Source organism: Kosakonia arachidis (assembly GCF_900116535.1).
Classification (GTDB): Bacteria; Pseudomonadota; Gammaproteobacteria; order Enterobacterales; family Enterobacteriaceae; genus Kosakonia; species Kosakonia arachidis.
In genome coordinates this window covers 1-18875 of sequence record NZ_FPAU01000011.1, presented here as the reverse complement: position 1 = coordinate 18875, position 18875 = coordinate 1, and the positions used below count along the sequence as shown (strand labels likewise).

General features: G+C 52.8%; 17 protein-coding genes and 2 tRNA genes. 6 read left to right on the top strand and 13 right to left on the bottom strand.

Features of this window, described 5'->3' with window-relative positions; all coding sequences use genetic code 11:
* Position 1 precedes the first annotated feature (1 nt).
* The gene (gene rhlB / locus BM427_RS23300) at positions 2–1270 is read left to right on the top strand and encodes an ATP-dependent RNA helicase RhlB (RefSeq protein WP_090126581.1); all 1269 of its coding nucleotides are present in this window, start codon (positions 2–4) and stop codon (positions 1268–1270) included.
* Positions 1271–1275: 5 nt separating this feature from the next.
* Positions 1276–2760, top strand: coding sequence for a guanosine-5'-triphosphate,3'-diphosphate diphosphatase (gppA, locus tag BM427_RS23295; RefSeq protein ID WP_090126578.1), 1485 nt, complete (start codon positions 1276–1278; stop codon positions 2758–2760).
* A gap of 29 nt (positions 2761–2789) precedes the next feature.
* On the opposite strand, the gene rep is transcribed toward gppA, so the two are convergent.
* Positions 2790–4811 carry a DNA helicase Rep gene (rep, locus tag BM427_RS23290; protein ID WP_090126575.1) on the bottom strand — a complete coding sequence of 674 codons (2022 nt, stop codon included), beginning with the start codon at positions 4809–4811 and terminating at the stop codon, positions 2790–2792.
* A 262-nt stretch (positions 4812–5073) separates the two neighbouring features.
* On the opposite strand from rep, the gene ppiC reads away from it, so the two are divergent.
* Complete coding sequence (gene ppiC / locus BM427_RS23285; protein ID WP_001140255.1) at positions 5074–5355, top strand: peptidylprolyl isomerase PpiC; 282 nt, start codon at positions 5074–5076, stop codon at positions 5353–5355.
* Between the two features lie 32 nt (positions 5356–5387).
* Here the strand turns inward: ppiC and BM427_RS23280 are convergent, their stop codons facing one another.
* The 3 genes from BM427_RS23280 to ilvC all read right to left on the bottom strand — a co-directional run bounded on the left by BM427_RS23280 (position 5388) and on the right by ilvC (position 7819).
* The gene (locus tag BM427_RS23280; RefSeq protein WP_090126571.1) at positions 5388–5753 is read right to left on the bottom strand and encodes a DUF1360 domain-containing protein; all 366 of its coding nucleotides are present in this window, start codon (positions 5751–5753) and stop codon (positions 5388–5390) included.
* Entirely contained in the window at positions 5753–6190 is a 438-nt protein-coding gene (locus BM427_RS23275; RefSeq protein WP_090126568.1) for an RrF2 family transcriptional regulator, read from the bottom strand. Before BM427_RS23275 ends, BM427_RS23280 begins: the two co-directional genes overlap by 1 nt.
* Positions 6191–6343: 153 nt before the next feature.
* A complete protein-coding gene (ilvC, locus tag BM427_RS23270; RefSeq protein ID WP_090126565.1) occupies positions 6344–7819 on the bottom strand; it encodes a ketol-acid reductoisomerase in 1476 nt (491 codons plus the stop codon).
* Positions 7820–7974: 155 nt separating this feature from the next.
* Between ilvC and ilvY the strand changes: the two genes are divergently transcribed.
* Complete coding sequence (gene ilvY / locus BM427_RS23265; protein WP_090126562.1) at positions 7975–8865, top strand: HTH-type transcriptional activator IlvY; 891 nt, start codon at positions 7975–7977, stop codon at positions 8863–8865.
* On the opposite strand, the gene ilvA is transcribed toward ilvY, so the two are convergent.
* The 6 genes from ilvA to ilvL all read right to left on the bottom strand — a co-directional run bounded on the left by ilvA (position 8862) and on the right by ilvL (position 15456).
* Positions 8862–10406, bottom strand: a complete 1545-nt coding sequence (ilvA, locus tag BM427_RS23260; RefSeq protein ID WP_090126559.1) for a threonine ammonia-lyase, biosynthetic — start codon at positions 10404–10406, stop codon at positions 8862–8864. The genes ilvY and ilvA overlap by 4 nt on opposite strands.
* 2 nt (positions 10407–10408) lie before the next feature.
* Positions 10409–12259, bottom strand: coding sequence for a dihydroxy-acid dehydratase (gene ilvD / locus BM427_RS23255; RefSeq protein ID WP_090126556.1), 1851 nt, complete (start codon positions 12257–12259; stop codon positions 10409–10411).
* A 99-nt stretch (positions 12260–12358) separates the two neighbouring features.
* Complete coding sequence (ilvE, locus tag BM427_RS23250) at positions 12359–13288, bottom strand: branched-chain-amino-acid transaminase (protein WP_090126553.1); 930 nt, start codon at positions 13286–13288, stop codon at positions 12359–12361.
* Between the two features lie 17 nt (positions 13289–13305).
* On the bottom strand, positions 13306–13575 hold the full coding sequence (gene ilvM / locus BM427_RS23245) for an acetolactate synthase 2 small subunit (RefSeq protein ID WP_007369196.1): 270 nt from the start codon (positions 13573–13575) through the stop codon (positions 13306–13308).
* Entirely contained in the window at positions 13575–15218 is a 1644-nt protein-coding gene (ilvG, locus tag BM427_RS23240; RefSeq protein ID WP_090126551.1) for an acetolactate synthase 2 catalytic subunit, read from the bottom strand. Before ilvG ends, ilvM begins: the two co-directional genes overlap by 1 nt.
* A 139-nt stretch (positions 15219–15357) precedes the next feature.
* A complete protein-coding gene (gene ilvL, locus BM427_RS23235) occupies positions 15358–15456 on the bottom strand; it encodes an ilv operon leader peptide (protein WP_015966468.1) in 99 nt (32 codons plus the stop codon).
* A 319-nt stretch (positions 15457–15775) separates the two neighbouring features.
* Between ilvL and BM427_RS23230 the strand changes: the two genes are divergently transcribed.
* Positions 15776–17296: a YifB family Mg chelatase-like AAA ATPase gene (locus tag BM427_RS23230; protein ID WP_090126548.1), complete on the top strand. Its 1521-nt coding sequence runs from the start codon at positions 15776–15778 to the stop codon at positions 17294–17296.
* A gap of 24 nt (positions 17297–17320) precedes the next feature.
* On the opposite strand, the gene BM427_RS23225 is transcribed toward BM427_RS23230, so the two are convergent.
* Positions 17321–17659 (bottom strand): MaoP family protein, encoded by a 339-nt coding sequence (locus BM427_RS23225; RefSeq protein ID WP_090126545.1) that lies wholly within the window; start codon positions 17657–17659, stop codon positions 17321–17323.
* Between the two features lie 106 nt (positions 17660–17765).
* Here BM427_RS23225 and hdfR point away from each other — a divergent pair, with 106 nt between their 5' ends.
* On the top strand, positions 17766–18599 hold the full coding sequence (gene hdfR, locus BM427_RS23220) for an HTH-type transcriptional regulator HdfR (protein ID WP_167518543.1): 834 nt from the start codon (positions 17766–17768) through the stop codon (positions 18597–18599).
* Positions 18600–18697: 98 nt separating this feature from the next.
* On the opposite strand, the gene BM427_RS23215 is transcribed toward hdfR, so the two are convergent.
* Positions 18698–18773: transfer RNA gene (locus BM427_RS23215), tRNA-Trp, on the bottom strand.
* Between the two features lie 8 nt (positions 18774–18781).
* Positions 18782–18858 (bottom strand) — tRNA-Asp (locus tag BM427_RS23210).
* Positions 18859–18875 lie beyond the last annotated feature (17 nt).

Sequence of the window (18875 nt, the reverse complement as noted above, 5' to 3'; positions counted from 1 at the left end):
TATGAGCAAAACACATTTAACTGAACAGAAGTTTTCCGACTTCGCCCTGCACCCAAAGGTGATCGAAGCCCTTGAAAATAAAGGGTTTCATAATTGCACGCCTATACAGGCTCTGGCCCTTCCGCTGACGCTGGCGGGCCGTGACGTTGCAGGTCAGGCGCAAACCGGTACCGGTAAAACGATGGCGTTTTTAACGTCAACGTTTCATTATCTTCTCTCTCACCCGGCGATCGAAGACCGAAAAGTGAACCAGCCGCGCGCAATTATTATGGCGCCGACGCGTGAACTTGCGGTACAAATTCATGCTGATGCAGAACCGCTTGCGCAGTCAACAGGCCTGAAGCTGGGCCTCGCTTACGGCGGCGATGGTTACGACAAACAGCTCAAAGTGCTGGAAAGCGGCGTCGATATTCTGATCGGCACAACCGGTCGTATGATCGATTATACCAAACAGAACCATATTAACCTGGCTGCAGTTCAGGTCGTGGTGCTGGACGAAGCAGATCGTATGTACGATCTGGGCTTTATTAAAGATATTCGCTGGCTGTTCCGCCGCATGCCGGCAGTGACACAACGTCTGAACATGCTGTTCTCCGCCACCCTCTCTTATCGGGTACGAGAACTCGCATTTGAGCAGATGAACAACGCAGAATATGTCGAAGTGGAACCGGAACAAAAAACCGGCCACCGCATTAAAGAAGAGCTTTTCTATCCTTCTAATGAAGAGAAAATGCGTCTGCTGCAAACGTTGATTGAAGAAGAGTGGCCGGATCGCGCCATTATTTTCGCCAATACCAAACACCGCTGTGAAGATATCTGGGGCCACCTGGCTGCCGATGGTCATCGCGTTGGTCTGCTGACTGGCGACGTAGCGCAGAAAAAACGCCTGCGTATTCTTGATGAATTTACCCGCGGCGATCTTGATATTCTGGTCGCTACAGACGTTGCGGCGCGAGGTCTGCATATTCCGGCCGTTACCCACGTCTTTAACTACGATCTGCCGGACGACTGCGAAGATTATGTGCACCGCATCGGTCGTACGGGTCGTGCGGGTGCCAGCGGCAGTTCTATCAGCCTTGCTTGTGAAGAGTACGCGCTAAACCTGCCCGCGATTGAAACGTATATTGGGCACTCAATTCCGGTGAGCAAATACAATCCAGATGCATTGCTCAGCGAATTACCGCCGCCGAAACGCCTGACGCGTTCGCGCTCAGGTAACGGTCCGCGCCGCAGTGGTGGTGCGCCACGTAATCGCCGTCGTTCAGGTTAAAAAATATGCTTGGTTCCGCCTCGCTCTATGCCGCCATTGATCTTGGCTCCAACAGTTTTCATATGCTGGTTGTGCGCGAGGTGGCGGGAAGCATTCAGACGCTTTCCCGCATCAAACGCAAGGTTCGCCTGGCGGCGGGCCTGAGCAGTGAAAATCAGCTTTCCCAGGAGGCGATGGAACGCGGCTGGCAGTGTCTGCGTCTGTTTTCAGAGCGTCTTCAGGATATCCCGACACAGCAAATCCGCGTTGTCGCAACTGCCACGCTCCGCCTGGCGGTCAACGCCCAGGAATTCCTCAATAAAGCGCAAGTCATCCTCGGGTGCCCGGTGCAGGTCATCAGCGGCGAAGAAGAAGCGCGCCTGATTTATCAAGGGGTTGCACATACCACCGGCGGTGCGGATCAGCGTCTGGTAGTGGATATCGGCGGTGCCAGCACCGAACTGGTGACCGGTACCGGTGCGCAAACCACTTCGCTGTTTAGTCTGTCGATGGGCTGCGTCACCTGGCTTGAACGTTTTTTTACCGACCGCAATCTCGGACAGGAAAATTTCGACGCCGCAGAGCATGCTGCGCGCGAAGTGCTGCGCCCGGTCGCCGATGAGCTTCGTCGGCACGGCTGGAAAGTATGCGTTGGCGCATCCGGCACTGTGCAGGCCCTGCAAGAAATCATGATGGCGCAGGGCATGGATGAGCGCATTACTCTCGCCAAACTTCAGCAACTTAAGCAGCGCGCTATTCAGTGCGGGCGGCTTGAAGAGCTGGAGATCGAAGGTCTGACGCTGGAGCGCGCGCTGGTCTTTCCTAGTGGGCTGGCGATTCTGATCGCTATCTTCACCGAGATGAATATTACCAGCATGACGCTGGCCGGCGGCGCGCTGCGTGAAGGGCTGGTCTATGGTATGCTACATCTGACGGTTGATCAGGATATTCGCAGCCGTACGCTGCGCAACATCCAGCGCCGTTTTATTATTGATACCGATCAAGCCCGTCGCGTGACTGCACTGGCAAAACGCTTTGCGCTAAGTGTAGAAAAAGAGTGGGAACTTGATGCCTACAGCATCGAAATATTGCAAGTTGCCTGCGAACTACATGAAATTGGTCTAAGTATTGAGTTTAAACAAGCACCGCTTCATGCAGCATGGCTGGTACGAAATCTCGATCTTCCGGGCTTTACGCCAGCGCAGAAAAAACTGCTCGCCACGCTGCTGCTGAATCAGACCAACGCCGTCGATCTCTCTTCCCTGCATCAGCAAAATGCTGTCCCACCACGCGTTGCGGAACATCTCTGCCGCCTGCTGCGCCTGGCGATTATTTTTGCCAGCCGCCGTCGCGACGATTTGTTGCCAGAAATTATCGTCAATGCGCGAGGAGAAATACTGATGCTATCGTTGCCGCTGGGCTGGCTGAAATGCCACCCGCTGGGTGCGGAGTTAATCGAGCAGGAAAGCCAGTGGCAAAGTTACGTCCACTGGCCGCTGGAAATCCAGTAAGTATGAAACCCGGTATCGACCGGGCCTTTTTACTTCCCTTTTGCCTTCGCCAGCATAGCGCGAATATTTGCTACGTTGGCCTGGCCTTTATGCATCCTCTCTTCAGCGCTCACCACTTTGCGCTCTTGCTCCCAGTTCAGGTCATCCTGCGGTAATTCCAGCAGGAAACGGCTGGGCTCCGGGCGTATAAGTTCGCCATACTGACGGCGCTCCTTACAAAGAGTGAAAATCAGCTCTTTCTGCGCCCGGGTGATGCCTACATACGCAAGACGGCGCTCTTCATCGACATTATCCTCATCGATGCTGCTCTGATGCGGCAATAATCCCTCTTCCATACCGACCAGGAAGACATACGGAAATTCCAGCCCTTTGGAGGCGTGAAGCGTCATTAGCTGCACCTGGTCAGATTCGTCATCGCTCTCACCGCGCTCCATCATATCGCGCAGGGTAAAACGCGTGACCACTTCCGCCAGCGTCATTGGCTCATCCAGTTCGTTTCCTTCCAGCATTTCCGTCATCCATCCGAACAGCGTGTTGACGTTTTTCATCCGCATCTCAGCGGCTTTCGGGCTGGGCGAGGTTTCAAACAGCCAGGATTCATAGTCGATGCCGTGGATCAAATCACGTACCGCAGCAATTGGCTCACGCTCAGACAACTGCTGCACATCGCCAAGCCACTGCGTAAAGCGCGTCAATGATTCATAACCACGCCCAGTAAGCGTCTGATTCAGGCCAACATCAAAGCTGGCGGCAAAAAGGCTTTTGTTACGCAGCATCGCCCACTCCCCCAACTTTTGCAGGGTAGCTGAGCCAATCTCACGCTTCGGTGTATTCACAATCCGCAAAAACGCACTGTCGTCTTCCGTATTGGTTAGCACGCGCAAGTAAGCCAGCAGGTCTTTGATTTCCGGACGCGAGAAAAACGACGTACCGCCCGAGATCTTGTACGGGATGCGGTTCTGCATCAGGAATTTTTCAAACACCCGTGACTGATGGTTACCGCGATAGAGAATCGCATAATCTTTGTACTGGGTTTTGTTGACGAAGTGATGGGCAATCAGCTCTCCGGTAACACGCTCGGCTTCATGTTCTTCGTGATTCGCGCTAAGAATCTTCAGCTCCGGTCCGTAGCTCAACTCTGAAAAAAGGCGCTTTTCAAATACGTGTGGGTTGTTGGCGATCAGGATGTTTGCCGCCTTCAGAATACGCCCGGATGAGCGGTAGTTTTGCTCCAGCTTAATCACCTGCAACGCCGGAAAATCCTGACTCAGCAGCACCAGGTTTTGCGGACGCGCGCCGCGCCAGGAGTAAATCGACTGATCGTCATCGCCCACCACTGTAAAGCGCGCACGCTGTCCAACCAGCAATTTTACCAGCTCGTATTGGCTGGTATTGGTATCCTGATATTCATCCACCAGCAGATAGCGAATCTTGTTTTGCCAACGTTCGCGCACCTCTTCATTGCGCTGCAATAACAGTGTCGGCAGCAAAATCAAATCGTCGAAATCAAGCACATTGCACGATTTCATATGACTATCGTACAGGCCATAGCAGTGAGCAAAAATACGATCGCGCTCACCCTTTGCCTGTGCGGCAGCCTGCGACGGCGTCAACAGATCGTTTTTCCAGTTCGAGATCGTGGAGATCAACTGCTGTAACACCACTTTGTCATCGTCGATCAGTCCTTCGGTCAGATCTTTCAGCAGCGCAACCTGATCGGTATCATCAAACAGTGAAAAGTTGGATTTCATCCCCAGCGCGGCGAACTCACGTTTGATGATATTCAGCCCCAGCGTGTGGAAAGTGGAGATCATCAGCCCACGCGCCTCTTTGCGCCCTAGCGTCTGCGCAACACGTTCTTTCATTTCGCGAGCAGCTTTGTTGGTAAACGTTACCGCCGCGATATGTTTCGCCTGATAGCCACAGCCGCGGATCAGATGAGCGATTTTGTTGGTGATCACGCGTGTTTTACCGGATCCCGCGCCCGCCAGCACCAGGCACGGTCCGGTGACGAATTCGACAGCTTGTTGTTGTCCGGGGTTTAAACGCATAAAAAAATCACTCAATGAAAAGTCTGGAAGGGAAATATATACACAAAATCATTCAGACCGCGAATCTTCAGCCACTTACTCACGTCGGGATAACGAATCTGCCGGGAACAGATTTTAACGCGGCTTGTTGCGGCACCAAAGGTGCGAGGCCCACGAATAAGTCGAGACGCAGGCGCAACGCATAGCGAGGCAGAATGAAGATCGAAGTGTATAAACGCGTGGTAGTATAGCCAGCCAAATCCATACCACTCAAGGCACGATCATGGCAAAAACTGCAGCAGCACTGCATATCCTTGTTAAAGAAGAGAAACTGGCACTGGATCTTCTGGAACAGATCAAAAACGGCGGCGATTTCGAGAAGCTGGCGAAGAAACATTCTATCTGCCCATCAGGCAAAAAAGGCGGACATTTGGGCGAATTCCGCCAGGGCCAGATGGTTCCCGCGTTCGATAAAGTGGTGTTTTCCTGCCCGGTACTGGAGCCAACTGGCCCGCTGCACACCCAGTTCGGTTACCACATCATCAAAGTGCTGTACCGTAACTAATGATTAAGCCTCTCATTACAGAGAGGCTGCTTTTATTTGTGTGATTGGAGCTTCTGCTGCGCGTCATGCTTCATCACATGCATGCTGATTGCCGCCTGGAACACTTTAAACATCAGTCCATTAATCAACGTCGCCAGGGTAATGGTAATAAACGCCGTCATCACCCAGTCAATCAATGCGATACCGCTATGCAGCAGTGCAGGGCGGTACACCAACATGCCGCCAAATACCGCCCAGTGGCTGAGACAATAGAAACACTGAAACAAGTGCCCTATCATCGCGTTCTTTTTCACCGTCCATTCACGATAAGCCGCAAATAGCTCCGTTTGCGTTACCGTTATTGAAATGCTGCTGGCAGCCAGTGCAATCATCAGGCAGGTTGTTAAATTTTCAATCATCAGTGGTGCCCCTTTTCGCTGAAATAACTGATAAATTCCGCGCCGATATCTTGTAGCGTCAGGTTTTTAAAACGTTCGAGAATCAGTGATTGTGCGTCGGCAAGCGTCGATGACATCACCCGGTTCACCCCTTGCTCAACCAGACACTCAGGGTTCTCATTACGATTGCCTAATGCGAACAACGCAGGAGATCCCAGTGCAATGTAGATGTCGTAGAGAGTGACATGACTGGCGGAGCGACAAAGCCGCCAGCCGCCGTGGTGCCCTTTGGTCGCACAGACAATCTGCTTTTCCCGTAACCCGGCGAGCAACTTGCGAATAAACGCAGGATTACCGTCAATGTATTCAGCCATCTGTTCCGATGTCATCGGGCTATCGGCCTGTTCCATGTGGAGCAGGATGTGCAATGTCGCGGAAAATGAGTTATTTATTTTCATGTAACTAACAATATTACATAAGAAGGTATCCAACAAGCGAATGATCAAAAAAAGATCGTAACTGATGCCAGGACGTAAAAAAGCCCGGAGGCGTGCGTGCCTCCGGGCTTACATCTTAGCTTTACAGCCTGACGAATACCGCCTGCCGGGAAATTAACCCGCTACCGCGATACGTTTCATATCCGTCATGTAGCCACGCAGTTTCTGGCCAACTTTTTCAATCGCATGGCCGCGAATCGCTTCATTCACATCACGCAGTTGCGCGTTATCAACCGCGCCTTCCGCAAGCGCTTTTCCCAAATCGCCGGTTTGCAGCGTAGTCATAAACTCTTTCAGCAGCGGTACGCAAGCGTAAGAGAACAGATAGTTGCCGTACTCTGCGGTATCGGAAATTACCACGTTCATCTCATACAGACGTTTACGCGCGATGGTGTTGGCAATCAGCGGCAGTTCGTGCAGCGATTCATAGTAAGCGGACTCTTCGATAATGCCGGAAGCCACCATGGTTTCGAACGCCAGTTCAACGCCCGCTTTCACCATCGCAATCATCAACACGCCTTTATCAAAGTACTCTTGCTCGCTAATTTTGCCTTCAAACTGCGGTGCGGTTTCGAATGCGGTTTTACCGGTCTCTTCACGCCAGGTCAGCAGTTTTTTATCATCGTTGGCCCAGTCAGCCATCATGCCAGAAGAGAATGCGCCAGAGATGATATCGTCCATATGTTTCTGGAACAGCGGCGCCATAATACCTTTCAGTTGTTCGGACAGCGCGTAAGCACGCAGTTTCGCCGGGTTAGACAGACGATCCATCATCAGCGTAATCCCACCCTGCTTCAGAGCTTCGGTTACGGTTTCCCAACCAAACTGAATCAGTTTTTCTGCATAAGCCGGGTCAGTACCCTCGGACACCAGTTTGTCGAAGCACAGCAGAGAACCTGCCTGTAACATACCGCAGAGAATGGTCTGCTCACCCATCAGGTCAGATTTCACTTCCGCTACGAAAGAGGATTCCAGAACGCCTGCGCGGTGGCCGCCGGTGGCCGCAGCCCATGCTTTAGCAATCGCCATGCCTTCGCCTTTCGGATCGTTTTCCGGGTGAACAGCGATAAGTGTCGGTACGCCAAAGCCGCGTTTGTACTCTTCACGCACTTCCGTACCCGGGCACTTCGGTGCCACCATCACGACAGTGATGTCTTTACGGATCTGCTCGCCCACTTCGACGATGTTAAAACCGTGGGAGTAACCCAGTGCCGCGCCATCTTTCATCAGCGGCTGTACGGAGCGCACAACGTCAGAGTGCTGCTTGTCCGGCGTCAGGTTAACAACCAGATCCGCCTGCGGGATCAGTTCTTCGTAGGTCCCTACTTTAAAACCATTTTCAGTCGCTTTACGCCAGGAGGCACGTTTTTCTGCGATAGCTTCTTTACGCAGAGCGTAAGAAATATCCAGACCAGAGTCGCGCATGTTCAGGCCCTGGTTAAGACCTTGAGCTCCACAGCCGACAATGACCACTTTTTTACCCTGAAGGTAGCTTGCGCCATCGGCAAATTCCTCACGCGCCATAAAGCGACATTTACCCAGCTGTGCCAACTGCTGGCGCAGGTTCAGTGTATTAAAGTAGTTAGCCATGGTAAGACCTCATGATGTTGTGTTGTCGTGCTTATTGTTCAGTTCGCTGATTGCGAGATTGAACCCACTATATGACAGGAAATGCGTTGCTTAAATTGATATATTAACAATGTCACATTGCAATTTTTGCAATGTAAATTTGTGGAGTCTGTCTCATGGATTTACGCGATCTGAAAACCTTCCTGCATCTGGCGGAAAGCCGCCATTTTGGCCGCAGCGCGCGCGCTATGCATGTCAGTCCCTCCACGCTTTCACGCCAGATCCAGCGACTGGAAGAAGATCTTGGGCAACCGCTGTTTGTACGCGATAACCGCACCGTCACGCTGACCGATGCGGGAGAAGAGTTACGCACCTTTGCTCAACAAACGTTATTACAGTATCAGCAACTCCGCCATTCGATAGACCAGCAAGGCCCGTCACTCTCCGGCGAGCTACACTTGTTCTGTTCGGTCACCGCAGCCTACAGCCATTTACCGCCAATCCTCGACCACTTCCGTGCTGAACATCCGTCGGTGGAGATCAAACTCACAACCGGCGATGCTGCCGATGCCATGGAAAAAGTGGTCACCGGTGAAGCGGATCTGGCGATTGCCGGTAAGCCGGAAACGCTTCCTGGCGCGGTGGCGTTTTCAATGCTGGAGAATCTCGCAGTAGTGCTGATTGCTCCAGCGTTGCCGTGCCCGGTGCGTAACCAGGTATCGCAAACCGAGCCTGACTGGTCGACGGTGCCATTTATCATGGCCGATCAGGGGCCGGTGCGTCGGCGCATTGAGCTGTGGTTCCGCCGCCACAAAATCAGCAACCCAGCCATTTACGCGACCGTTGGCGGGCACGAAGCAATGGTCTCCATGGTGGCGCTGGGGTGTGGCGTGGCGCTGATCCCGGAAGTGGTGCTCGAGAACAGTCCGGAGCCAGTGCGGAATCGCGTGATGATCCTCGAACGTAGCGATGAAAAAACACCGTTTGAGCTTGGTGTATGCGTACAAAAAAAGCGGCTCTATGAGCCGCTTATCGATGCCTTCTGGAAAATTCTGCCGAACAACTAACCCGCCAGGAAAAAACGGAATGCCGGGTTATGTGTTTCATCGTGGCAGTCGTAACCCAGTTCATTGAGACGGGTTTCGAAATCCGGCTCGTGATCGCCCAGTTCAAACGCCGCCAGTACACGGCCATAATCCGTGCCATGGCTGCGATAGTGGAATAGCGAAATATTCCAGTACGTACCGAGCGTATGCAGGAATTTCAGCAACGCGCCCGGTGATTCCGGGAACTCGAAGCTGTACAAACGCTCCTGTAACGGTTTCGATGGGCGCCCGCCAACCATATAGCGTACGTGCAGTTTCGCCATCTCATCGTCAGAGAGATCCACCACGCTGTAACCACCGCCGTTTAGCAATGAAAGGATCTCCTGGCGCTCTTCCAGACCACGGCTCAAACGTACGCCGACAAAAATGCAGGCATTTTTCGCATCGGCGAAACGGTAATTAAACTCGGTGACGGAACGTCCTCCCAGCAACTGGCAGAACTTCAGGAAACTGCCCTTCTCTTCTGGGATGGTCACCGCCAGCAGCGCTTCGCGTTGCTCACCCAGCTCACAGCGCTCAGAAACATAGCGTAAGCCGTGGAAATTGACGTTTGCGCCAGAGAGCACATGCGCCAGCCGCTCACCATGAATGTCGTGTTTGGCGATATATTTCTTCATCCCCGCCAGCGCCAGCGCACCGGAGGGTTCCGCGACCGCCCGCACATCTTCGAACAGATCTTTCATCGCCGCGCAAATCGCATCGCTATCGACAGTAATGATATCGTCGAGGTACTCCTGGCACAGACGGAAGGTCTCTTCACCGATACGTTTAACCGCCACGCCTTCGGCAAACAACCCAACGCGGGGTAAATCGACTGGATGCCCGGCGTCCAGCGCCGCTTTCAGGCAGGCGGAATCTTCCGCTTCGACAGCAATCACTTTGATTTGTGGCATCAGTTGCTTAACCAGCACCGCTACACCCGCTGCCAGGCCTCCGCCACCGACCGGTACAAAGATCCGGTCGATATGTGCATCCTGCTGCAACAACTCCAGCGCCAGCGTTCCCTGCCCGGCAATCACCATTGGATGATCGAACGGCGGGACAAACGTGAACCCTTGCTGCTGCGACAGCTCAATGGCTTTGGCTTTCGCTTCATCGAAATTGGCACCGTGCAGCAGCACTTCCCCGCCAAAGCCGCGTACCGCATCGACTTTGATATCGGCGGTGGCCACTGGCATCACGATCAGCGATTTGATGCCGAGGCGCGTAGAAGACATCGCCACACCCTGCGCGTGATTGCCTGCGGATGCCGTGATTACGCCATGCGATTTCTGCTCGGCGGTTAACCCTGCGATCATCGCGTAAGCGCCACGCAGCTTGAAGCTGTGCACCGGCTGGCGGTCTTCGCGTTTTACCAGAATGACGTTATCCAGACGCGAAGATAGCTTGTCCATTTTTTGCAGCGGCGTCACCTGCGCCACTTCATAAACCGGCGCGCGCAATACTGCCCTCAAATACTCCGCCCCTTCGGGGGCGGCGGAGAGGGGTTGGGATTCGGCCATTATTAACCCCCAAGTTTGGATTTATCGCGCACCGCACCCTTGTCTGCACTGGTTGCGAGGCTGGCGTAAGCGCGTAGCGCGAAAGAGACCTGACGTTCGCGATCCACTGGCGTCCAGGCTTTATTACCGCGGGCCTCCTGTGCTTCACGACGCGCCGCCAACTGCTGCTCGCTGACCTGCAGTTGAATACCACGGTTCGGGATATCAATAGCGATGATGTCACCATCTTCAATCAGCCCGATGTTGCCGCCGCTGGCCGCTTCCGGGGAAACGTGACCGATGGAAAGGCCGGATGTCCCACCAGAGAAGCGGCCGTCGGTGATCAGTGCGCAAGCTTTACCCAGCCCCATCGACTTCAGGAAGCTGGTCGGGTACAGCATCTCCTGCATGCCCGGTCCGCCTTTCGGCCCCTCATAGCGGATGACCACAACATCGCCAGCCACCACTTTACCGCCGAGAATAGCCTCAACCGCCGCATCCTGGCTTTCATATACTTTTGCCGGGCCGGTGAATTTCAGGTTGTTGTCATCCACGCCTGCGGTTTTCACGATGCAGCCATTTTCGGCAAAGTTGCCGTACAGTACGGCCAGGCCGCCATCTTTGCTGTATGCATGCTCCAGCGAGCGAATACAACCTGCAGCGCGATCGTCATCCAGCGTGTCCCAGCGGCAATCCTGTGAGAAAGCCTGTGTGGTACGAATACCTGCCGGGCCAGCGCGGAACATGGTTTTCACCGCTTCGTCTTTGGTCAGCATGACATCGTACTGCTCGAGCGTTTGCGGCAGCGTCAGACCAAGCACGTTTTTCACGTCACGGTTTAACAGGCCTGCGCGATCCAATTCCCCCAGAATACCCAGTACGCCACCTGCACGGTGGACATCTTCCATATGGTATTTCTGCGTACTCGGCGCGACTTTACACAGTTGCGGAACTTTGCGGGAAAGCTGATCGATGTCACTCATGGTGAAATCAATTTCGGCTTCCTGCGCCGCCGCCAGCAGGTGCAGAACGGTATTGGTCGAACCGCCCATTGCGATGTCCAGCGTCATGGCGTTTTCGAACGCCGCTTTGTTGGCGATAGCGCGTGGCAGCGCCGAAGCATCATCCTGCTCGTAGTAACGTTTCGTCAGCTCAACAATGCGTTTGCCGGCATTGATAAACAACTCTTTGCGATCGGCATGGGTAGCCAATAACGAACCGTTTCCTGGCTGTGACAGGCCCAGCGCTTCAGTCAGGCAGTTCATCGAGTTTGCGGTAAACATGCCGGAACAGGAGCCACAGGTCGGGCATGCGGAACGTTCAACCTGTTCGCTCTGGTCATCAGAGACTTTGGGATCTGCGCCCTGAATCATCGCATCAACCAGGTCCAGTTTGATGATCTGGTTGGAGAGTTTGGTCTTACCGGCCTCCATCGGACCGCCGGAGACGAAAATCACCGGAATATTGAGGCGCAGAGAAGCCATCAACATCCCCGGGGTGATTTTGTCGCAGTTGGAAATACACACCATCGCATCGGCGCAGTGGGCATTTACCATATATTCAACAGAATCAGCAATCAGCTCGCGGGAGGGCAATGAATACAGCATGCCACCGTGGCCCATGGCGATACCGTCATCGACAGCAATAGTGTTGAACTCTTTCGCCACGCCACCTGCGGCTTCGATTTGCTCTGCAACAAGCTTACCAAGATCGCGCAGATGAACGTGCCCAGGCACGAACTGGGTAAATGAGTTCACGACAGCAATAATCGGCTTGCCGAAATCGGCGTCGGTCATCCCGGTTGCGCGCCACAGCGCGCGGGCACCCGCCATATTGCGCCCGTGAGTGGTGGTGGCGGAACGGTACTTAGGCATGCTCTTTTACTCCCGTCTGTCCTTCCCGTCACCCTTTGCGCCGCAGCGACGTTGGCTGCCTTGCTGCAACGCAAATGATTTAGGGAGGTAAATTTATAGTTATGGATTAACTTGATCCAACCAGCCCCACTTATCTTCCGTTTCACCAGTGAAGAGGCCAAAGAATGCTTGCTGAATACGTTTGGTGACCGGACCGCAACGACCTTCGCCAACCTGGATACCATCAACGCTACGAACCGGGGTGATCTCAGCAGCGGTACCGGACATGAATACTTCATCCGCCAGGTACAGCGATTCGCGGGACAGTACCTGCTCGCGAACTTCAATATTCAGCTCTTTCGCCAGCTTGATGATGGCATCACGGGTGATCCCCGGCAGTGCAGAAGAGGTGAACGGCGGAGTAAACAGGATGCCGTCTTTCACTTCAAACAAGTTTTCGCCCGCACCTTCAGAGATATAACCATTCACATCCAGCGCGATACCTTCCTGATAACCGTGACGGCGCGCTTCGCTGCCGACCAGCAAAGAGGAGAGATAGTTGCCGCCAGCTTTCGCGGCTGTTGGGATGGTATTCGGCGCAACACGGTTCCACGAAGAAACCATCGCATCGATCCCCTGATCCAGCGCTTCTGCGCCGAGGTAAGCGCCCCACGGGAACGCAGCGATAATCACGTCAGTGCTGTAGCCCGCAGGCGGGTTCACGCCCATACCAACGTCGCCAACAAAGATCAGCGGACGGATATACGCGCTGGTCAGGTTGTTTTTTCGGATCACTTCGCGGCAGGCTTCCATCAGTTCATCAATGCTCTGGGAAACCGGGAAACGGTAAATTTTGGCGGAATCATGCAGACGCTGCATATGTTCACGATGGCGGAAGACTACCGGGCCTTTGTGCGAATCGTAGCAACGGATGCCTTCAAAGACAGAGGTGCCGTAGTGCAGAGCGTGGGACATCACGTGAACTTTCGCTTCTTCCCAACGAACCATCTCCCCATTGAACCAAATGTAGTCTGCTTTTTTCGTCGTCATTGTTCTTCCTTTTGCGCTTACGCGCGGATTTGTTGTGATTGTGATGATGTTGCGCGCTGTCGGATATCAACCCGGGCAACGTCGACAAGTTTGCTCAGTTGGCTAAACAGTAATTCGACAGGCCGCGGACTGGCAACGGTCAATTCAATATTTATATTCTGCGCATCGCTGGCGGTTTCCATATTCATCGCGCATACCTGAAAACCACGGTGGCGTACCACACGCAGCACGCGTTCTAATGTTTCCGGATTGAAGCGAGCCTCAACGGCGACCTGATGTTGCATCATTATAATTTCTCCAGCATTTGTGAGTTACTGGCGCCGGGCGGCACCAAGGGCCAGACATTCTCAAGTTCATCGATTGAGACATGAAGCAGGTATGGCCCTGAGCTCGAAAGCATGGTGTCGAGTGCCGCTTCAACCTGGTCTTTACGGGTGATGTGCTGGCCCGGAATGCCAAAGGCGCTGGCCAGCATGAGGAAATCGGGGTTATCAGTCAGAATAGTTTCGCTATAACGCTCGTTAAAGAACAACTGCTGCCATTGTCGAACCATTCCTAAACGCTGGTTGTCCAGCAATACCATCTTCAGCGGTAACTGTTTGCGTTTTACGGTGCCCAGCTCTTGTACATTCATCATGAAGGAACCGTCACCAGAGATACAGATGACTGTATCCTCCGGGCGGGCGACTTGCGCGCCAACGGCAGCAGGCAGACCAAAACCCATCGTGCCTAAACCGCTGGAGGTGATGAAATTTTCCGGACGATCAAATTCAAGATGCTGCGCAGCCCACATCTGATGCTGCCCGACATCGGTCGTCACTACGCTGTTCGTCGGTTTACGTTCAGAAAGTTGCTTTAACAGCAGCGGCGCATAAATCGCCTCGCCAGGATGGTCATAACGCCATGCGTGCTCACGGCGTAAGTCTGCAGCGTACTGTCGCCATGCATCAATGGACAGCGCCTGTTGCAACGCCGGGAGCAACGTATTCAAATCACCCTGCAAGGCGACATGCGCCTGACGCAGCTTACTCATTTCCGCCGGATCGATATCCATATGAATCACTTTGGCATGCGGCGCAAAGGTATTCAGCTTACCGGTCACGCGATCGTCGAACCGCGCGCCAACAGCAACCAACAAATCGCACTCTTGAACCGCAAAGTTCGCCGCTTTAGTACCGTGCATCCCCAGCATACCGAGGTAATAAGCATATTCTGGTGCCACTGTGCCCAGACCTTTCAGTGTACACACCACCGGCATCTGTGTTGCAGCCAGGAACTCACGCAGAGCAGGAACCGCCTGTGCCATACCAACGCCACCGCCAACATACAACATCGGTTTTTTAGCCTGCGATAACATCTGGCGAGCCCGATCAACCAGCGCCTGCGGGAAGGAGATTACCTCATCAACGGTAGCGAAATAGGGTTCAAGATCGCCACTCGCCAGTTGGATGTCTTTCGGAATATCAACCAGAACCGGGCCAGGGCGGCCAGAACTGGCGACATGGAAGGCTTCAGCCATTACGCGCGGCAGCTCTTGCAGAGACTCAACCAGAAAGCTGTGTTTGGTGCAGGCCAGCGATAAGCCCAACACATCCACTTCCTGAAACGCGTCAGTTCCCATCAACGGAGCCGCAACCTGACCCGTAATTGCCACCACAGGAACTGAATCTAACAACGCATCGGCAAGGCCAGTAATCAGATTGGTTGCGCCCGGACCAGATGTCGCAATACATACGCCTGTTTTACCCGTTGCGCGAGCATAGCCAATAGCGGCCATCGCAGCGCCCTGCTCGTGCCGGCACAGTAGGTGTTCCACGCCGCCGTCATACAATGCATCGTAAACCGGCATGATTGCGCCACCCGGATAGCCAAAAACCGTATCCACTTTCTGTGCCCGCAAAGCATGTACTACCCACTGCGCCCCATTCATAGTCAGTTCCCCGCCGTATATCGGGAGAAACAGAATTCTGTACTGCAATTCATTCTCTGCTCCTCGATTATATTTTTAAGTCATAAAAAAACCCCCGGACCTTTCGGTGCGGGGGTCTTAGTTCGTTAAGGCTTGTTTTTTAAGCCTTTCCTCGTCCAAGTGCAGCCCCGCACGGTGGGATAATAATCACCACCACGCTAATCACGACCAGGCTAATCACTCGTAGAAGGGCTTTCATGTTTGTTCGTTCTTGCTTCATGTTCGAAGGAATACCTAAAGAGGTAACACAGATTTCAGACAAGACACAAGAAAAATTTATGACCGCTTTTGCGCTATTGCTCATAAGCTAGCAAAAACTCATTGTTTTATATAACAAAAAAAGCTCGTGAAAATATTTCACTGGTTTTTCAACGAAATCAATATTGCGAGCGCACTTCCAGTGCAATGAAAAGAGGGCGAACTTGCAACAAATTACCGGAAACGTCCACGTAAATGCTCAATATCACTAATGAAAGGTAAAAGCGACGAACAGATAATGACCATGGCAAGGAGGAACTATGGCATTGTCAGTCATTTATACCCGAGCGGCGCTTGGCGTTACGGCGCCATTGGTGACGGTCGAAGTGCATATCAGCAATGGACTTCCAGGGCTCACCATTGTCGGATTACCCGAGACGACCGTCAAAGAGGCACGCGATCGGGTACGCAGCGCGATCATCAACAGTGGTTATGATTTCCCGGCAAAGAGGATCACGATCAATCTCGCACCGGCCGATCTTCCAAAAGAAGGCGGACGATACGATTTACCCATCGCTATTGCGCTTCTGGAGGCCTCAGAGCAATTAACAGCACCAATGCTGAGTAACTACGAGTTCGTTGGTGAACTTGCCCTTACAGGCGCATTGCGTGGAATCTCCGGCACTATCTCTTGTGTCATGGAAGCAGTGAAAGCCGGACGTCGCATCATTATTGCTCAGGAAAATGAAGCTGAGGCCAGCCTTGCTGAAACGGAAGATTGCCACATAGCCGCCCATTTGCAGGAGGTATGCGCTTTTCTCGAAGGAAAACACGCCCTTTTAACACCATCCCCCGTTGAGGTCGTTCAGGAGAAGCACAGCGGGGATCTAAGCGATGTAATTGGACAGCAGCAAGGGAAACGCGCTTTAGAAATCACTGCGGCAGGCGGGCATAATTTATTGCTAATAGGGCCACCTGGAACAGGAAAAACCATGTTGGCTAGTAGACTCGGGGGATTATTGCCACCGCTTAATAATCAGGAAGCCCTGGAAAGTGCAGCAGTGATGAGTGTATTCAACAGCAATAGCCCCATTCGCCACTGGCGACGACGGCCATTCAGAACGCCGCATCACAGCGCCTCGCTGACAGCAATCGTTGGGGGAGGGGCATTACCAGGGCCCGGTGAAATTTCGCTGGCACACAACGGTGTACTGTTTCTGGATGAACTACCTGAGTTTGAGAGGCGCGTACTGGATGCTCTACGCGAACCGATGGAGTCAGGCCAGATTCATATTTCACGGACAAGAGCGAAAATCACTTATCCTGCGCGCTTTCAGTTGATTGCAGCTATGAATCCCAGCCCAACCGGGCACTATCAGGGTAACCATAATCGCAGCACGCCTGAACAGACGCTGCGGTATCTGGGAAGGTTATCAGGCCCTTTTCTCGACCGGTTTGATCTCTCGCTGGAAATACCGCTGCCTGCTCCCGGCTTAATGAGCCAACCCCAGCAGAAGGGTGAATGCAGTGAGGTTGTGCGCTCACGTGTTATTCAGGCTCATGCTCGTCAGCATAAACGACAAAAGAAGCTCAACGCCCAGCTGGAAAGCAGCGAAACAAAACAGTTCTGCTTGCTTGCAAAAGAGGATGGGGAATGGCTGGAAGAGACGCTAACACATCTGGGTTTATCTATACGGGCCTGGCAACGCCTACTGAAGGTTGCAAGAACTATCGCTGATCTGGAACAACAGGATGAGATCCAGCGAACACACCTGCAAGAAGCACTAAGTTACCGCGCAATCGACAGGTTACTCATTCATCTGCAAAATATGCTGACGTAAAAAAGGGGCATTCGCCCCTTTCTCTTAATCGTCAGACTCAGTGTAATCTTCCGCGCCTTCCATCTGCGGTTTTCCACCCGACAAGGTGTGAAAACGCTTCGGTCGCTTAATGCGAGCCATATACTTGAGCCAGACACGTTCTGCTTCCGTGTTGGGTTCACGCTCTCCACGACAAACTGCGACGAACTGCGTTTCTTCATCGGTCACTGGTTCACGTTTTCCAAGCTCCAGCTCGTTAAACGCATAGCCGTGACGCTCAAGCAGTTGAGCCTCTTTGATGGTGAAGTCACCGTGGCGCGAGAACCCGCGTGGATAATTTTTATTGTCGAAAAAACGATTCGTCGTCGTAAAGCTTTCCGCCATCCTGCACGCTCCTAATTCTTTGGCCGAGCTATTTATGGCGCGGAGTATTAGTTACGCTTGACAGAGTGTAAAACAAAACATTTAAATCATTACGACAAATATTTTTGTGGAGAAAACCGTGGATACGGAATTGCTAAAAACTTTCCTGGAAGTAAGCAGGACTCGTCACTTCGGCCGTGCGGCGGAATCACTCTACCTAACACAGTCCGCAGTGAGTTTTCGTATTCGCCAGCTGGAGAACCAGCTTGGGGTTAATCTCTTTACTCGTCACCGTAATAATATTCGTCTTACGGCGGCTGGAGAGAAGCTTCTGCCCTATGCAGAGACGCTTATGAGTACGTGGCAGGCTGCGCGGAAAGAGGTTGCACATACTTCGCGGCATCACCAATTTTCTATCGGTGCCAGCGCATCATTATGGGAATGTATGCTCAGTGACTGGCTAAGCAGGCTTTATGAGCTCCAGGGAAATCTGCAATTCGAAGCTCGTATTGCACAACGTCAGTCATTAGTTAAACAGTTACATGAGCGGCAACTGGATCTTCTGATCACCACCGAAACACCGAAAATGGATGAATTCAGCAGTCAACTATTGGGGCATTTTACGCTCGCGCTCTATTCTGCTGAGCCGGGTAAAAATAAAGCGGAACTAAATTACTTGCGGCTGGAGTGGGGGGCTGATTTTCAGCAGCATGAAGCGGAATTGATCGCCAGTGACGATGTACCCACATTGACGACCAGTTCTGCGGAAGTCGCGCATCAGCAATTGTCACATCTAAATGGATGTACCTGGCTACCGGTGTTGTGGGCAGAACAAAAAGCTGGTTTACATCTGGTCGCCGATACCGCAACCCTTTCTCGTCCACTTTACGCCATTTGGTTGCAGAACAGCGATAAACAGAACCAAATCAAAGATCTTTTAAAGATAAAAGTGATCGATTGAAATATGAAGCAAGGATGCCTGCTAAGCTGGCATCTTCCGTATGAAGGTCGCTGAAAAAAAAGCAAAAAAAATCCTTAGCAAACGCTAAGGATTGTTTCTGGCAGGGGCGGAGGGACTCGAACCCCCAACACCCGGTTTTGGAGACCGGTGCTCTACCAATTGAACTACGCCCCTAATTAGGGTGGCGGAACGGACGGGACTCGAACCCGCGACCCCCTGCGTGACAGGCAGGTATTCTAACCGACTGAACTACCGCTCCACCGAATTTCTTTACAA